General features: G+C 42.8%; 11 protein-coding genes and 2 pseudogenes. 11 read left to right on the top strand and 2 right to left on the bottom strand.

Annotated features, from left to right (window positions below; genetic code table 11):
• Positions 1-81: 81 nt before the first annotated feature.
• On the bottom strand, positions 82-1,665 hold the full coding sequence (locus tag SPE70_RS17880; protein WP_012541074.1) for a TerC family protein: 1,584 nt from the start codon (positions 1,663-1,665) through the stop codon (positions 82-84).
• Between the two features lie 770 nt (positions 1,666-2,435).
• Between SPE70_RS17880 and galF the strand changes: the two are divergent.
• Both galF and SPE70_RS17870 read left to right on the top strand, forming a co-directional pair.
• Positions 2,436-3,409: pseudogene (galF, locus tag SPE70_RS17875) on the top strand (GalU regulator GalF).
• A gap of 315 nt (positions 3,410-3,724) precedes the next feature.
• Positions 3,725-4,354 carry a phosphatase PAP2 family protein gene (locus tag SPE70_RS17870; protein ID WP_023322980.1) on the top strand — a complete coding sequence of 210 codons (630 nt, stop codon included), beginning with the start codon at positions 3,725-3,727 and terminating at the stop codon, positions 4,352-4,354.
• A gap of 545 nt (positions 4,355-4,899) precedes the next feature.
• Here SPE70_RS17870 and SPE70_RS26465 read toward each other — a convergent pair.
• A pseudogene (locus SPE70_RS26465) lies at positions 4,900-5,027 on the bottom strand (hypothetical protein).
• Between the two features lie 286 nt (positions 5,028-5,313).
• Between SPE70_RS26465 and SPE70_RS17865 the strand changes: the two are divergent.
• The 9 genes from SPE70_RS17865 (at position 5,314) to SPE70_RS17825 (ending at position 16,317) form a co-directional block, all read left to right on the top strand.
• Positions 5,314-6,747 (top strand): capsule assembly Wzi family protein, encoded by a 1,434-nt coding sequence (locus SPE70_RS17865; RefSeq protein ID WP_023340514.1) that lies wholly within the window; start codon positions 5,314-5,316, stop codon positions 6,745-6,747.
• 143 nt (positions 6,748-6,890) lie between these two features.
• Positions 6,891-8,027 carry a polysaccharide export protein gene (locus SPE70_RS17860; protein WP_023340513.1) on the top strand — a complete coding sequence of 379 codons (1,137 nt, stop codon included), beginning with the start codon at positions 6,891-6,893 and terminating at the stop codon, positions 8,025-8,027.
• 1 nt (position 8,028) lies between these two features.
• Positions 8,029-8,466, top strand: a complete 438-nt coding sequence (locus tag SPE70_RS17855) for an arsenate reductase/protein-tyrosine-phosphatase family protein (protein WP_071787526.1) — start codon at positions 8,029-8,031, stop codon at positions 8,464-8,466.
• 14 nt (positions 8,467-8,480) lie between these two features.
• On the top strand, positions 8,481-10,643 hold the full coding sequence (locus SPE70_RS17850; RefSeq protein ID WP_023340512.1) for a polysaccharide biosynthesis tyrosine autokinase: 2,163 nt from the start codon (positions 8,481-8,483) through the stop codon (positions 10,641-10,643).
• Between the two features lie 67 nt (positions 10,644-10,710).
• A complete protein-coding gene (locus SPE70_RS17845; RefSeq protein WP_023340511.1) occupies positions 10,711-11,808 on the top strand; it encodes a glycosyltransferase in 1,098 nt (365 codons plus the stop codon).
• Positions 11,809-11,830: 22 nt separating this feature from the next.
• Entirely contained in the window at positions 11,831-12,673 is an 843-nt protein-coding gene (locus SPE70_RS17840; protein ID WP_023340510.1) for a glycosyltransferase, read from the top strand.
• A 60-nt stretch (positions 12,674-12,733) separates the two neighbouring features.
• Positions 12,734-13,834, top strand: a complete 1,101-nt coding sequence (locus tag SPE70_RS17835; protein WP_023340509.1) for an EpsG family protein — start codon at positions 12,734-12,736, stop codon at positions 13,832-13,834.
• Between the two features lie 154 nt (positions 13,835-13,988).
• Entirely contained in the window at positions 13,989-15,014 is a 1,026-nt protein-coding gene (locus SPE70_RS17830; protein ID WP_023340508.1) for a cellulase family glycosylhydrolase, read from the top strand.
• Positions 15,015-15,162: 148 nt separating this feature from the next.
• Positions 15,163-16,317 carry a glycosyltransferase family 4 protein gene (locus tag SPE70_RS17825; protein ID WP_023340507.1) on the top strand — a complete coding sequence of 385 codons (1,155 nt, stop codon included), beginning with the start codon at positions 15,163-15,165 and terminating at the stop codon, positions 16,315-16,317.
• Positions 16,318-16,372 lie beyond the last annotated feature (55 nt).

Below are 16,372 nucleotides of genomic sequence, written 5' to 3'. Positions count from 1 at the left end.
GATAAGCGCAGCGCCATCAGGCATGGGTTTGATTATCCATCCCACCGCCCGGGATACCCCGGGCCGTTTTATGCCTGACGATTACACCTCATAATCCAGCTCATCCTGCTTTGCCGGCGGGACGATCTGCACCTTCTGCACCCGATGGCTGTCGACCTGCAGCGTGCGCAGGGTATAGCCATCAATCTCAATGGTTTCTCCCACCTGCGGCACATGCTGCAGATACTCCATCAGCAGACCGGCGACGGTGTGGTACTCCCGTTTATCATCCAGCGGCAGCGGAACGTACTGCACCAGGTCCTCCAGCGGCATATGGCCGTTAACCGTCCACGAACCGTCCTGATGATGCTGAATATCGTGCCGGGCGTCGATCTCCTCCACCTCGTTGGGCAGATTACCGGCGATAGTCTCCATCACGTCGCTCAGGGTCACAATCCCCTCGACGGAACCAAACTCATCGACCACAAAGGCGAAGTGGGTGCGGGCCTGACGGAACTGCTCAAGCGCGGAGAGGAGCGGTAACCCCTCCGGAAAGACCAACGGCTGCCGCACCAGCACCTGCAGATCCAGCGGCTCCTGGCGCAGGGACTGCTGGAGCAGGTCAATAACATGAACCACTCCCAGCAGGTCTTCATTATCTTTCCCGCCGGTCACCACCAGCCGGGTGTGCTGATTTTTCTCCACCAGGCTGCGGATCTCTTCCTCCGGCGCGCTGAGGTTGATGCGCTCGATATCATGGCGTGACGTCATAATACTGCTGACGCTGCGCTGATTAAGGTTCAGCACCCGCTCAATCATCAACCTTTCCTGCGGATTAAACAAAGGATGATGGTCCTGATCGGCCACCAGCGACGCCGTGTCAGCATCCAGTTCAGCTTTTTCCTTCTGGCCGCTCAGCAGGTTCATCACCGCCTCGGTGGTGCGCTGACGCAGCGTCATATTGGCCGACAGGAAGCGACGTCGGTTAAACAGCGCCAGCTGGTTAAGGGCTTCAATCATGACCGAGAAGCCAATTGCCGCGTACAGATAACCTTTCGGGATAATAAAGCTGAAGCCTTCAGCAATCAGGCTGAAGCCGATCATCAGCAGGAAGCTCAGACAGAGGATGACAATGGTCGGGTGGCTGTTAACGAAGCGCGTCAGGGCCTTGCTGGCCATCAGCATCAGGCTGATGGCGATGATCACCGCGGCCATCATCACCGCCAGGTGGTCGACCATGCCGACGGCAGTGATCACTGAGTCGAGCGAAAAGATGGCGTCGAGCACCACGATCTGCGCCACCACGGCCCAGAATTTCGCCCCTCTGCGCTGGGTGGGATTATCGCTGTCCTTCCCCTCCAGCCGTTCGTTGAGTTCGACGGTGGCTTTAAACAGCAGAAATAAGCCGCCGAACAGCATAATTAAATCGCGGGCGCTAAAGCTGAAGTCGTGAAAAACAATCAGCGGTTTGGTCAGGGTCACCAGCCAGGAGATAGAGGCCAGCAGCAGCAGACGCATGACCATCGCCAGCAGCAGACCGGTGATACGAGCGCGGTCGCGCTGGGCGGGCGGCAGCTTTTCGGCGAGGATAGCGATGAAAACCAGGTTATCGATACCCAACACCAGTTCGATAACCACCAGCGTGACGAGACCTGCCCAGATTGACGGATCGGCAATCCATTCCATATGTATTAAAACCTGTACGACTGCGGTATGTGTTACCACGATCATGGATAAGATGAGTCTAAAATGCAATAACGACGCGGATATCACTCCGCCAGGGGTGGATATATTTCCAGCAAATTAAGAGAACAGAAAAGAATTATGTTCCAGAAAAGATCAGCGGAAAAATAACAATATGGCGGAACGCGCTGGAATAAGCTTGCTGATATCAGAACCATAACCCGCTGCGTTCTGCCCGGCGCAAAAGCGCGGGCAGTCCCGTCGTTCTCCACGGTAGGCACCCTTCCTCATCCCCGCGTGAAGTGCGAAGCCCGCTCACAAAATCGGCATAATTCACATCATGAAGTGAGCGCAGAATAGTGCCGATCGCAGTTCTCTGCCGTGGTTTACGGTTATTATCCTGCCATATCTGGCTGTTTGTGCTGAAATAGATTGCCTGGTGAAATTAATTATCTATATCTATTCTTTCCGCACACATGGGCGCCGCAGCCTGCAGCTGGCAGGGGCTGCGTACCAAAGGCCGCGGTGTAGGGGCCTCGCGGCGACATCGCGCTGTGCAGGGAAGCGGGCCGCTGAATATCCTGATGGAGAATAAGATTATTCTCACTTCAAACTGTTGGTAAAAGGAAGTTGTGTGTATTCTTTTAGGTGACAGTGAATTTAAGAATTTGGCGGGCAGATGCCCGGGCAGTATCCGTGTATTATCAGTTCCAATGGATTTGTGACATGTACAATTTTGCAAAACTGCGTGTTTTGCAACCAAACAGGTGAAGATGAATATGGCGAATTTGAAAGCGGTTATTCCGGTCGCAGGACTAGGCATGCATATGCTGCCGGCCACAAAGGCAATTCCAAAGGAGATGCTGCCGATCGTTGATAAGCCAATGATTCAGTACATTGTTGACGAAATCGTCGCCGCCGGGATCAAAGAGATTGTCCTGGTGACGCACTCCTCGAAGAATGCGGTGGAAAACCACTTTGATACCTCCTACGAGCTGGAAGCCCTGCTTGAGCAGCGCGTGAAGCGCCAGCTGCTGGCGGAAGTCCAGGCCATTTGCCCGCCGGGCGTAACCATCATGAACGTGCGCCAGGCACAGCCGCTGGGTCTGGGCCACTCCATCCTCTGCGCCCGCCCGGTAGTCGGGGATAACCCGTTTGTGGTGGTGCTGCCGGATATCATTCTCGACGGCGGCACTGCGGACCCGCTGCGCTATAACCTCGCCGCCATGGTCGCTCGCTTTAACGAGACCGGCCGCAGTCAGGTGCTGGCGAAACGCATGCCGGGCGATCTCTCCGAATACTCCGTTATCCAGACCAAAGAGCCAATGGTAGCCGAAGGGCAGGTGGCGCGTATCGTCGAGTTCATTGAAAAACCGGACGAACCGCAGACCCTGGACTCCGACCTGATGGCGGTGGGCCGCTACGTGCTGTCGGCAGATATCTGGGCTGAGCTGGAGCGTACCGAGCCGGGCGCCTGGGGCCGTATCCAGCTAACGGATGCCATTGCCGAACTGGCGAAGAAGCAGTCCGTTGACGCGATGCTGATGACCGGCGAAAGCTATGACTGCGGTAAGAAAATGGGCTACATGCAGGCCTTCGTCACCTACGGAATGCGTAACCTGAAAGAAGGCGCCAAATTCCGCGAAAGCATTAAAAAACTGCTGGCCTGACAGCTGGTGTGAAGATGAGCGGCAGGGCAAAGGCTTTCGCCACGCCGCTCATAACGTTATGCAGAAATTATTCATAACGTGAATGTTATAACGATTGTAAAGAAACGTATGGCTTCGGAGACTTCTGGTAGTTTGTCTCTGGCCTCTGTGGTGCAATGGTCGGAGTAGCGGCAATAATGCTTTGTGAATAGTCACTTAGTGCGACAATTCCTAAAGCGCAGGGAAAGCGGTCAACGTCAGCCAAAAATAAAACTTGACTGCGATCATGTTTCCGCTTTAAACATCTCACTTGCATGCATAAAAATGTGAAATGAATTGGCATGCGAGCTGGTACAGACATTACGGATAATCCCTGAGCACGGCAGTGGACATCATCGAAGGATCACAGGTATATGAACTGGCAACTCATCTCATTTTTTGGCGATAGCACCGTTTTGCTGCCCAGCGCAGCGGCGCTGTTTATTGTCCTGATGCTGCGTAAAACGTCGCGGTTGCTGGCGTGGCAGTGGAGTTTGCTGTTCGGCATCACCGGCGCCATCGTCTGCGCCTCCAAACTGGCCTTTATGGGCTGGGGTCTGGGTATTCGCGAGCTGGATTACACCGGCTTCAGCGGCCACTCAGCGCTCTCCGCGGCCTTCTGGCCTATCTTCCTGTGGCTGCTTAGCGCGCGTTTTTCCGCGGGCTTGCAAAAAGCAGCCGTCGCCACCGGCTATATTCTGGCCGCTGTGGTGGGGTATTCACGGCTGGTCATCCATGCGCATTCCGTCTCGGAAGTGATCGCTGGCCTGCTGCTCGGCGCTGCTGGTAGCGCTTTGTTCCTGCTGCTGCAAAAACGTACCACCCATTCGGAAAGCCTGAGTATTTCCTGGGGCGGCGTCGCGTGCCTGGTGATGGTCCCGCTTATCCTGTTGCATAGCGGCAATAAAGCGCCGACTCAGTCCCTGCTGGGGCAAATTGCCACCGCAGTAGGGCCGCTGGATAAACCCTTTACGCGTACCGATCTGCATAAGCAGGCCTGGTAATTGCCATTTGTTTTACAGGGGAAATTAAGTTTTCGCCGGTTAATTAGACAAATAAGAAAATAATCTACTATATGCCAGTCAATTGATAATTCATATTTATGAAATAATGCAGTGCTACTACACTGTTATTGTCAATTTGCGTGGATATAGCCGTGGTCAGACGTTTCTTAAATGCGTTCAGAAAGCACCTGTTCCACGTTGGATGAATAATCCTGCATCGAGAAACTATTAGAAATTGTAGTTGACTGTCGCGTCATCATCTGATTTTGGAATGACTTGAGCATAATGGAAAAGTTCTTTTTTTACAGATAGTTATCTTTTCCTGTGCCGGGATAGCTGCGCCAGGCAGCTGTTTGGTAGTTAAGAGCAATAAATAATCTTTATTGGCGAGCCGCTTATTTTTCACCAATAAAACAGCGGATGGGATTAATTGGCAGATATTCAGCAGCAAGACTCCCAATTGTGACCGAAATCCCGTAGACTTAACGCCGCAAAAAATAAAGGCCTGACCAATTTATCACCCACAGGCCGATTAAATACGCCGTTCAGGTAGTCAGTGCGCTGGTAGCTGTTAAGCCAGGGGCGGTAGCGTCGCTGAAACCACGTGCGGCCGCACAAAATACCTTCTCTGAACGGCTATAAAAATCGATGCACTTTGGGTGATTAACGCCATAAGATATCTATCATGCTCATCAGATATCCTCATAAAGGGGTCAGGAGCAGCTGCTGATATCGCCTGTACACCAACTTTCCCGTCTCATCGATAGCCTGTACGGTAAAATTCGCCTACATTGTGAGCTGGGTGGATGTTATAAGGGTGACAAGCAGCTTAGGGTAACTGTACTTGCCTCGCCGGTGTTGCACAGTGAAGTCAGCTGGTGCCGCGAGCGCTTTCTATCTTGGTATTCCCCTCATTCTCATTGAGATACGACAGCGGGGCTGAAAATGGATCTTGTACAATGATAAAAATTGCGCGCATTGCCGTGACGCTGGGCTTGCTTTCCTCACTGGGAGCCCAGGCTTACGCGGCCGGGTTAGTAGTAAATGATAACGATCTGCGTAACGACCTTGCCTGGCTTTCCGATCGCGGGGTCATCCATCTGAGCCTGTCGACCTGGCCGCTGAGCCAGGAAGAGATCGCCCGGGCGCTAAAAAAGGCCAAACCATCCTATTCTTCTGAGCAAGTAGTTCTGGCCCGTATCAACCAGCGACTGTCTGCTTTAAAAGCCGATTTCCGGGCCACCGGCTATACCTCGACCGACCAGCCGGGCACCCCGCAGGGGTTTGGTCAGACGCAGCCGGCGGATAATTCGTTAGGTCTGGCGTTCAACAACAGCGGCGAGTGGTGGGATGTCCACCTCCAGGGCAACGTTGAAGGGGGAGAGCGAATCAGCAACGGATCGCGTTTCAACGCCAACGGCGCCTACGGCGCGGTGAAGTTCTGGAACCAGTGGCTCTCCTTTGGTCAGGTTCCGCAGTGGTGGGGACCGGGCTATGAAGGAAGCCTGATCCGTGGGGATGCGATGCGACCGATGACCGGCTTCCTGATGCAGCGAGCCGAGCAGGCGGCGCCGGAAACCTGGTGGCTGCGCTGGGTGGGTCCATGGCAGTACCAGATCTCCGCCAGCCAGATGAATCAATATACCGCTGTACCCCATGCCAAAATTATCGGCGGTCGTTTCACTTTCTCACCTTTTCAGTCTCTGGAATTAGGCGCGTCGCGCATTATGCAATGGGGTGGGGAAGGGCGGCCTGAGTCATTTAGCAGCTTCTGGGATGGCTTCACTGGCCATGACAATACCGGAACGGATAACGAACCTGGTAACCAGCTGGCCGGCTTTGACTTTAAGTTTAAACTGGAGCCAACTCTCGGCTGGCCGGTCAGTTTCTACGGACAGATGATCGGTGAGGATGAATCTGGTTACCTGCCATCGGCAAATATGTTCCTCGGTGGGGTCGAAGGACACCACGGCTGGGGAAAAGATGCCGTAAACTGGTACTTGGAAGCGCATGATACGCGCACCAATATGAGCCGGACCAATTACAGTTATACCCATCATATCTATAAGGATGGCTACTATCAGCAGGGGTATCCCCTTGGTGACGCAATGGGGGGTGATGGCCAGCTTATCGCAGGAAAAGTTGAGCTTATTACGGAGGATAACCAGCGCTGGAGCACGCGTCTGGTATACGCCAAAGTTAACCCGGAGAATCAGTCGATCAACAAAGCATTCCCTCATGCAGATACTTTGAAAGGAGTACAGCTGGGCTGGAGCGGGGATGTTTATCAGTCGGTCCGTTTGAATACTTCACTGTGGTACACCAACGCTAACAACAGCGACAGCGATGACGTTGGGGCCAGTGCAGGGATAGAAATACCGTTTAGTTTATAAGGCTGAATGCTGAAACAGGGGAGAGAGGGTGGTAGCGCTGCAGGATGCAGTCAGCTTTTATCTCTCCATAAGCCGGCAGGGAAGCAACGGCTATACAGCTGCTCAGGAATTGGCAAATTTTGATTTACTGATGATGTGACATTATGAAGAAAAAAATTGTTAGATTTTCGGCATTAGCGTTGGCAATTGGGTTCTTATCGGGTTGTACAATCATCCCTGGTCAGGGACTAAACAGTCTGCGGAAGAACGTAGTGGAGCTTCCGGATAGTGACTACGATCTGGATAAACTGGTCAATGTATATCCGTTGACACCGGGTCTGGTCGATCAGCTTCGTCCGGAAACCGTTCTGGCGAAACCTAACCCTCAGCTAGACAATTTATTGCGCAGTTATGAATATCGCATCGGGGTTGGCGATGTACTTATGGTCACTGTTTGGGACCATCCAGAACTGACAACGCCAGCAGGGCAATACCGCAGCGCCAGCGATACCGGCAACTGGGTTAACTCCGACGGTACTATTTTCTATCCTTATATCGGTAAGGTACAGGTGGCTGGTAAAACTTTGAGCCAAGTACGACAGGATATAGCCAGCCGTTTGACAACTTATATTGAAAGCCCACAGGTTGACGTGAGTGTTGCGGCATTTCGCTCTCAAAAGGCCTATATTACCGGCGAGGTTGTAAATTCTGGCAAGCAACCTATAACCAACATCCCATTAACTGTGATGGATGCTATCAATGCTGCAGGAGGCTTAGCCCCTGATGCAGATTGGCGAAATGTAGTGTTAACGCATAATGGGAAAGATACAAAAGTGTCTCTTTACGCATTAATGCAAAAGGGCGATCTTACCCAGAATCATCTACTCTATCCTGGAGATATCCTATTTGTTCCTCGTAATGATGATTTAAAAGTATTTGTTATGGGGGAGGTTGGCAAACAGAGCACATTGAAGATGGATCGCAGTGGCATGACTTTAGCTGAAGCGTTAGGTAACGCCGAAGGTATCTTACAAGCCTCCAGCGACGCGACTGGTGTATTTGTCATTCGGCAGTTGAAAGGCGATAAGCAAGGTAAAATTGCAAATATTTATCAGCTTAATGCGCAAGATGCTTCGGCAATGGTACTTGGTACAGAATTTCAACTACAGCCATACGATATTGTTTATGTCACAACAGCCCCAGTAGTACGTTGGAATCGTGTAATATCACAGTTAGTACCGACTATTAGCGGTGTGCATGACATGACAGAAACGGCTAAGTTTATTAAGGATTGGCCATAAAATGTTTAATACTATTTTAGTTGTTTGTACTGGTAACATCTGTCGTTCCCCTATTGGGGAACATCTATTACGTGGTTTATTAACCAACAAAATAATTGACTCTGCTGGGACCAGTGCATTAGTAGGGCATGCTGCAGATTCAAGTGCGTCAAAAATAGCAGCAAGGCATGGATTATGTCTTGAAGGCCATAAAGGAAAACAATTTACTTCATCATTAGGTCGCAGTTTCGATCTAATCTTAGTGATGGAAAAAAACCATATTGATCATATTGGTCGTATTGCACCAGAGGTTAGAGGCAAAACGATGTTATTTGGTTATTGGTTAGGTAATAGAGAAATACCAGACCCATACCGAAAAAGTGAAGAAGCATTTTCTTCTGTTTATGATTTGATAGAGCAGTCTGGCAAGCTTTGGGCTGAAAAATTAGGTGTAAATTAAGCGGGAATTTTTTAATGACTTCAGTTATAAATAAGAAAGTAGACAATGATTCCGAGGAAATAGATTTAGGACGGTTAATCGGAGAGGTGATCGATCATCGAAAATTGATAATATCAATCACAGCTTTGTTTACCTTGCTTGCTCTAACCTATGCTTTATTTGCAACACCTATATATCAAGCTGATGCACTAATTCAAGTGGAACAAAAGCAAGCAAATGCTATTCTTAGCAATTTAAGTCAAATGCTACCGAATAGTCAACCTGAATCAGCGCCAGAAATATCATTACTTCAATCAAGAATGATAATTGGAAAAACAGTAGATGATTTGAATCTTCAGGCAAGAGTACGACAAAACTACTTCCCAATTTTCGGTAAAGGTTTTTCGCGTATTTCAGGAGAAAAACCTGGTTCGATCGAGGTGTCACGACTCTTTATTCCAAACGTAGGGGATGACACTCCGGAAATTATAGTTAAAATAATTAATGAAAACAGTTTTGAAGTTAATATTGGAGATAATACTGTACAAGGTAAGCGAGGGGACTTAGTTGATATTAATGGTGCAACCCTTAAGATTGATAAAATCGAAGCTAAACCCGGTACTGAATTTACAATTGATTATGTTTCAAGATTGAAAGCTATCACGGATTTACAGGAAAATTTAACGATTGTCGATCAAGGTAAGGATACAGGCATATTGTCCATTTCCTTGACAGGTGATAATAAAGAGCTAATTAGCAAAATTATTGATAACATTAGTAATAATTATTTAGCACAGAACATTGCTCGTCAGGCAGCTCAAGACGCAAAAAGCTTGGATTTCTTGAATTTACAACTACCAAAGGTGCGCAGCGATTTAGATATTGCAGAAAATAAGCTGAATCAATTTCGTCGTCAAAATGATTCAGTTGATTTATCTTTAGAAGCAAAATCAGTGCTTGATCAAATTGTTAATGTTGACAATCAGTTAAACGAATTGACCTTCAGAGAGTCAGAAATCTCTCAGTTATATACAAAAGAGCATCCTACTTATAAGGCTTTATTAGAGAAGAGAAAAACACTACAAGATGAAAAGGTGAAACTTAATAAACGAGTTTCATCAATGCCGGAAACTCAACAGGAAATATTGCGTCTTAGCCGGGATGTTGAATCAGGCCGTGCAGTTTACATGATGCTTCTGAATCGTCAACAAGAACTTAATATTGCAAAATCTAGCGCAATTGGTAATGTGAGAATTATTGATGAAGCGGTTACGCAACCTAAACCAGTGAAACCAAAAAAGATTCTGGTTGTTATACTAGGTTTTTTGCTAGGTTGCATGGTTTCAGTAGGAATTGTCTTGCTAAGAGTCTTCTTGCGCCGAGGTATTGAATCGCCTGAACAATTAGAAGAGCTTGGCATAAATGTCTATGCAAGTATACCAGTATCAGAATCATTTGCAAAAAACATTACTCGTGATAGTCCTTTGAAAAAAGCAAAGTCTCAGGAGACATATACCTTTCTTGCAGTTGAGAACCCTGCGGATCTAGCTATAGAAGCAATAAGAGGACTAAGAACTAGCCTGCATTTTGCTATGATGGAAGCTCGAAATAATGTATTAATGATTTCTGGAGCAAGTCCAAATGCAGGTAAAACTTTTGTAAGTACAAATTTGGCAGCAATTATTGCTCAGACAGATAAAAAAGTACTGCTAATCGATACAGATATGCGTAAAGGGTATACGCACAAATTATTCGGCAAAAGTAATGAACAAGGTTTATCTGACGTACTATCCGGAAAAATTGCTATAGAAACTGCAGTGCAAAAAGAACTGAATATCGGTTTTGATTTTATTTCAAGAGGGATGGTTCCTCCTAATCCTGCAGAACTTCTGATGCACAAGAATTTCGGACAGTTAATCAGTTGGGCAAGTTCAAATTATGATATTGTAATTTTAGACACGCCTCCAATTCTTGCTGTAACAGATGCTGCCATTATCGGTAATTATGCTGGTACAACACTACTTGTTGCAAGATTTGAAGTTAATACTGCAAAAGAAATTGAGGTCAGCATAAAAAGATTCGAGCATGGTGGGGTAATAGTGAAAGGATGTATATTGAATGGAGTAGTGAAAAAAGCCAGTAGTTATTACAGTTATGGCTATAGTAATTATGGTTATACTTATGACTCTAAGGATTAATTAAAAGAAATGCACAGCGACGCTGTGCATTTCTTATGTTTTCTGGCGATATCCAAGGCATAAACTCATGAAAAAAAACATATTATTTATAACTTCCAGAACAGATATGGGTGGGGGGCCAAAACATTTACTGCAGCTAATAGAGAATATCAATCAAGAAAAATATAATGTATACTTGGCTTGCCCTAAAGATGAACCGTTCTTCAGCAAATATCATCAAATAGTTCCTAATGAAAATTTTTATTTTTTAAAACATAGGACGTTTAATCTTAGATATTTCAAGGGGCTTCTAAGTTTTTGTAAGAAAAATAACATATCAGTAATACACTCTCATGGAAGAGGTGCCGGGGTCTTCTCCAGATTACTCAAAGTATTCATGAAAAAAGTTAAAGTGATTCATACCTTCCATGGGCTAAATCTATCACAAGATAAGGACTTCAAGACCCTATTCAAAAATAGTGTCTATGTTATATCCGAAAGAGCTTTTTCATATCTTACCGATGAGTTTATATATGTATCTAATGGTGAATGTAGCATCGCTAAAAAAACAGGGATATCAGGCAGTGCAAATAAAGACAATATCATTATAAATGGTGTGCGAATTCCAAGTGAATATCAAACAAAACTAGTGAGTGAATCATTTAAAATTGTTGTCATTTCAAGGTTTGATTATCAAAAAAATACTGATCTTTTGGTTGACGTTATTAAATGTTTAGATCGTTCAAATGCGAACCCTGCAATAAATATTACAATTGATGTGTTGGGTGAAGGTGATGATATATACAAGTTGAATAATATTACTGGGTTGAAACGAGTAAAGATAATAAAACATGGCAATGTAAATAATCCCAATGTATTTTTTGATAATGCACATTTTGTGCTAAATACTTCGAGGTGGGAAGGGCTTCCATTGAGCGTAATTGAATCCATGGCACGAGGATGTATACCTATATTAACCGATGTTGTGGGGAATACTGATATTATTGGGCATACTAAATTAAAGAATAATCTTTTCACTTCTGCGTCACAGGTACCTTCTTTAATGAGTCAATATGAAGAAAACGCCTCGAAAATAGATTTAGACGCAAAGGAAGCGCGGGATATTATTATACATAACTTTAACGAAGTTTTAATGTGTCAAAAGACATTTCTTCTTTATGAATAAGAATATTATAAGTGAATAAGATATGAAAGAAAAATTAGTTAGTGTCTATATACCTACTTGTAATCGTTTAGAAATGCTCAAAAGAGCTATTCGATCTGTATTATTACAAGACTATAAAAACATTGAAATATTAATCTGCGACGACAGTTCAACAGATGGTACAGGGGATTATGTTAAAAAATTAATTGCTGAAGGTAAAAATATTCGGTATTTTTGTACTGAACGGCAATCTGGCGCATGTGCAGCTCGTAATATGGGGATATTTTCCTCGAAGGGTGAGTATATTACAGGCCTGGATGATGATGATGAGTTTATGCCTGAAAGAATTAGTTCTTTTGTATCGGCTTGGGATGACAAATATTCGTTTCTATGTAGTGATTATATTGATAAATATGCAGATGGAAATGAGAAAAGATTCAAACAAAGAAGACATAAGTTAACACTTAAAGGTCTATTATTAGAAAACCTTGCAACCAATCAAGTATTTACCTTGACGGAACGACTCAAGGCAATTGGTGGATTTGACTTAAGGGCAAGACGTTTTCAGGACTGGGATACTTGGATTAGGTTATGCTATAAATACGGTGATTTCAAAAATGTATCAAAACCATTATATATCATGCACCATGATCATGCGATTGGCAGTAGTCGAGTAACTAGCAGTTATCCAGCGAACTTGGCGTTGGAAGATTTAAAAAATAGAAATATTGAGAAATACTCGTCTTCTGCGCTATATGTTATAAATTATTTAATTAAGTATCATGAAGGCACCTCAAATATAATCGAAGCATCTAAAGCATCTATATTAGCAAGAAATATAAAATTCCTGGTCAAAGATGTATTAAAAAAATTAGGATACTTATGATAGCCTATTTTTTGGGGAATGCGTATGTGAATAATCAAAACTATATATGAAGGATAGATTGTGGAAATATACATAATAACAATCACTTTATCGCTGTTCTTATCTTTCGTAGGAATGCATTGTAGAACTAAACTACTTCAAAAAACATGTGTCGGATTTATTGTAGTTATTTGTTCGTTAATGCCAGGCCTAAGAGATATTAGCGTCGGTACAGATTCTTTGATGTATGCTAATTTTCTAGTTGTTGATAGATCATATCATGACTGGCTGGTTAGCGGCATAGCAATCGAACCTGGCTTCGTATTCTTAATAAAGTTGTATCAATTGTTTGGCTTGACAAATTATGCATACTTTTTTTTCGGGGTTGCTATAATTTTTAACTATTTAGTAATTTCTACTATATTTAAATTATCACCAAATCCACTAATATCTATATTATCATTATTAACTTTTAGTACAATTTATTTTTTCCATTTCAATGTCATCCGAGCAAGTTTAGCGCTGGCCGTATTTTTGTATTCGATTCCTTATATATTGGAGGAGAAATATAAAAAAGCCTATATAGTAATTGCAGTATCAGTATTGTTTCATATCTCTGGATTATTATTTGTATTTATCCCTCTGGCATATAAATATATACGCAAAAAACCAGTATTAGTAACACTTGGTTCTATAGCTTTTATGGGGGTTTATTCTGCTTCATCAGTAATACTTAGTTTTCTTGGAAATATTATTGGGACAACAAAATATAGTTCATATAGCGCTGAGAGTAACATTGGCGGCGGTTTTTTTGCAATTTATTTCATATTAGCTTTATTATCTGTATTTTCATTAATTAATAAGAGAGCTCGAGAAAATAACCTTCATCTATTATGTGTGTATTTGATTTGCATGTCAGCATTGACATGGTTCTGTATTATGTTTTTAGGCTTACGATATGAGGGACCAGGGCGAGTTGTAGTATATTTCTATATTGGCAGTATTTTTATATTCTCTACACTGCTTCAGATATTCACTTATACGTCCAGACTGGTATTATCAGTGTTAATATTAATTTTATGCTTAGCAATGGCGTATTATATATTTGTCATTAAAGGTGTTTATGGTGTATTCCCCTACACGTTCAATGCTATTTTAACCAAAACATTTGAATTCCTTTAATAATATAAGCATGAATCTGTAGTAACTACTCATATAGCCATATTTATTTAAGTTGGTTTATTTTTAAACTTTAAATGTGTTATTGTTCCAGTACAATAAATACATAATTAAACTAATTTGAATGTAACGTAAACAATTAGCAGTGAGGTGAACTATGCATTTAAATTTAAAGGTTGTCGGTATTTGTACATTTTTGATTACACAATTATTCCTAATTCGCAATGCCAATGCATTTGATTCAGGAATGAATGTTCATCCGGCAACTTTCCCAAGCGATCCACTTGTTTTATTACAAACTCTGAAAAAATACAATATTGATTCATTTAGGGTTGATTATTCTTGGCAAGGCGTTGAGAAAAAAAAAGGATTACTTAATGTTCCTGATTCTAAGCTAGAAAATGCTATTCAACTGGGGGTGAAAGAGGGATTCACCCCGTTGGTAATTCTCAATTATGGTAATAGTAACTATAAAGAGAACACAGGAGGGCATAAAAATATTCGATTAAGTAGTGATGAAGAAATCAATGGGTTTATTAACTATGTCGATTGGGTTTCTAAACACTTTGGTAAGAATAAGATAATATTTGAAATTTGGAATGAATGGAATCACAGTAAGCCTAAATATAATAATAATAGTCTCGAGTCGGCTTTGGATTATGTTGCATTAGTAAAAAAAAGCAGCGAAATTATTAGGCGAAATAATCCAAATGCCATAATTATAGCAGGTGGATTCAACCCGCTTTCAAGAAAAGAAATGAATTGGGGTAAAGAAATTGTTTTAAATGGGGTTATGGCGTATGTTGACGGTATATCTATTCACCCATACGATTGGACACATGAGAAAATTACACCAGCTAGTGTTAGCTTAGATAAGATTCGCAAAGCACATGATGAGCTATTGTCTTATTCTTCTGGTCATGAAGTAAATTTATACATTACAGAAGTTGGGGTATCATCATTCTCGAAAAATCTTTTTACCGATAAAGATATTGGTCAATATTTGGTTAGTTACTATATAGAAGCTAAAAAATATAATTTCATAAAAGGTGTTTGGTGGTACTGTTTTGTTAATAAGGGTACTGACGCGTCCGATTTTGAAAGTAATTTCGGAATATTAAACGTTGATGGATCACCTAAACCTGCTGCTAGTTATCTATATTCTCTACCCAAAAATCAATAGGAGCAAGGTCAGCTAAAATATAATTAATGCTCTTTTCATCCTTTATCTACCTGTGACTGTTTTCAATAAGAATTTGTGTAATACACCTCTGCAGTATTATCACTTTTAACTAAAATGATTTCATTCTAATTTAATTATGGGTTTTAATATGTCTCACGATTATAATGTTGGAATAGTAGCTGATTGGTTAGTTACTTATGCTGGCGCTGAAAGAGTAATTAAAGAATTAATTGATTTGTATCCTGAATCAAAGCTGTACTCACTGGTGGACTTTCTTTCTCCTGATGCAAGAGGGTTAATGGGAGGAAAACATGCAGATACCACTTTTATTCAAAAAATGCCTTTTTCAAAAGATAAATATCAAAAATACTTACCCTTAATGCCCTTGGCTATTGAACAACTAGACGTTTCTTCACACGATGTGGTTATATCAAGCAGCCATGCGGTTGCAAAGGGAGTCTTAACTGGCCCAGATCAACTGCATATTAGCTATGTTCACTCCCCAATACGCTATGCTTGGGATTTACAGCATCAATATCTAAGAGAGGCAGGTTTAGATTCTGGTTTCAAAGGCATGTTAGCTAAATATATTCTTCACAAAATGAGAGTTTGGGATTCAAGAACTTCTAATGGGGTGGATCATTTTATTGCTAACTCTCATTTCATCTCAAGGAGGATAAAAAAAGTATACGGACGAGAAGCAGATGTTATTTATCCACCTGTAGATATAAATAATTTTCCATTGTTTGAAAAAAAAGAAGATTTCTATCTTACAGCATCTAGATTGGTACCTTATAAAAGAATTGATCTTATAGTTGAAGCATTTAGCCATATGCCAGATAAGAAGCTGATTGTTATCGGCGATGGAAGTGAAATGGCAAAAATTAAGGCTAAAGCAAAATCAAATGTTGAGATTTTGGGCTACCAATCTTCAAATGTTATGCTGGATTTGATGCAAAAAGCAAAGGCTTTTGTTTTTGCAGCTGAAGAGGATTTTGGTATTACACCTGTTGAGGCTCAAGCATGCGGTACACCGGTAATTGCCTTTGGAAAGGGTGGGTCTTTAGAAACAATCAGGCCATTAGGAGTTATAAATCCTACAGGTGTATTTTTTGATAGACAGACAGTAGAAGCAATTATTGAATCCATTGAATACTTTGAGAATAATCAAGATAAATTTGAACCGCATATATGTAGAGCAAACACAGTTCGCTTTTCTTGTGAGCGCTTCGATACCGAAATGGAAACGTACGTTAACGAAAAATGGATGAGTTTTAATGAAAGAAAAAAAATATCTTATTAATTCGTTTGTTTGGTGGTTGAAGTCTATAACTTTGCTCAATAGGAATTATGGTTAA

Source organism: Klebsiella sp. ZJOU C1 (assembly GCF_035620215.1).
Classification (GTDB): domain Bacteria; phylum Pseudomonadota; class Gammaproteobacteria; order Enterobacterales; family Enterobacteriaceae; genus Klebsiella; species Klebsiella variicola.
This window is presented reverse-complemented; position numbering and strand designations above follow the sequence as displayed.

Excerpts from the sequence above, each read along its gene's own strand:
- SPE70_RS17830 (WP_023340508.1), top strand. The coding sequence starts at position 13,989 with ATGCATTTAAATTTAAAGGTTGTCGGTATTTGTACATTTTTGATTACA.
- SPE70_RS17880 (WP_012541074.1), bottom strand. The coding sequence starts at position 1,665 with ATGGAATGGATTGCCGATCCGTCAATCTGGGCAGGTCTCGTCACGCTG.
- SPE70_RS17825 (WP_023340507.1), top strand. The coding sequence starts at position 15,163 with ATGTCTCACGATTATAATGTTGGAATAGTAGCTGATTGGTTAGTTACT.
- SPE70_RS17855 (WP_071787526.1), top strand. The coding sequence starts at position 8,029 with ATGTTTAATACTATTTTAGTTGTTTGTACTGGTAACATCTGTCGTTCC.
- SPE70_RS17850 (WP_023340512.1), top strand. The coding sequence starts at position 8,481 with ATGACTTCAGTTATAAATAAGAAAGTAGACAATGATTCCGAGGAAATA.
- SPE70_RS17860 (WP_023340513.1), top strand. The coding sequence starts at position 6,891 with ATGAAGAAAAAAATTGTTAGATTTTCGGCATTAGCGTTGGCAATTGGG.
- SPE70_RS17865 (WP_023340514.1), top strand. The coding sequence starts at position 5,314 with ATGATAAAAATTGCGCGCATTGCCGTGACGCTGGGCTTGCTTTCCTCA.
- SPE70_RS17840 (WP_023340510.1), top strand. The coding sequence starts at position 11,831 with ATGAAAGAAAAATTAGTTAGTGTCTATATACCTACTTGTAATCGTTTA.
- SPE70_RS17845 (WP_023340511.1), top strand. The coding sequence starts at position 10,711 with ATGAAAAAAAACATATTATTTATAACTTCCAGAACAGATATGGGTGGG.
- SPE70_RS17870 (WP_023322980.1), top strand. The coding sequence starts at position 3,725 with ATGAACTGGCAACTCATCTCATTTTTTGGCGATAGCACCGTTTTGCTG.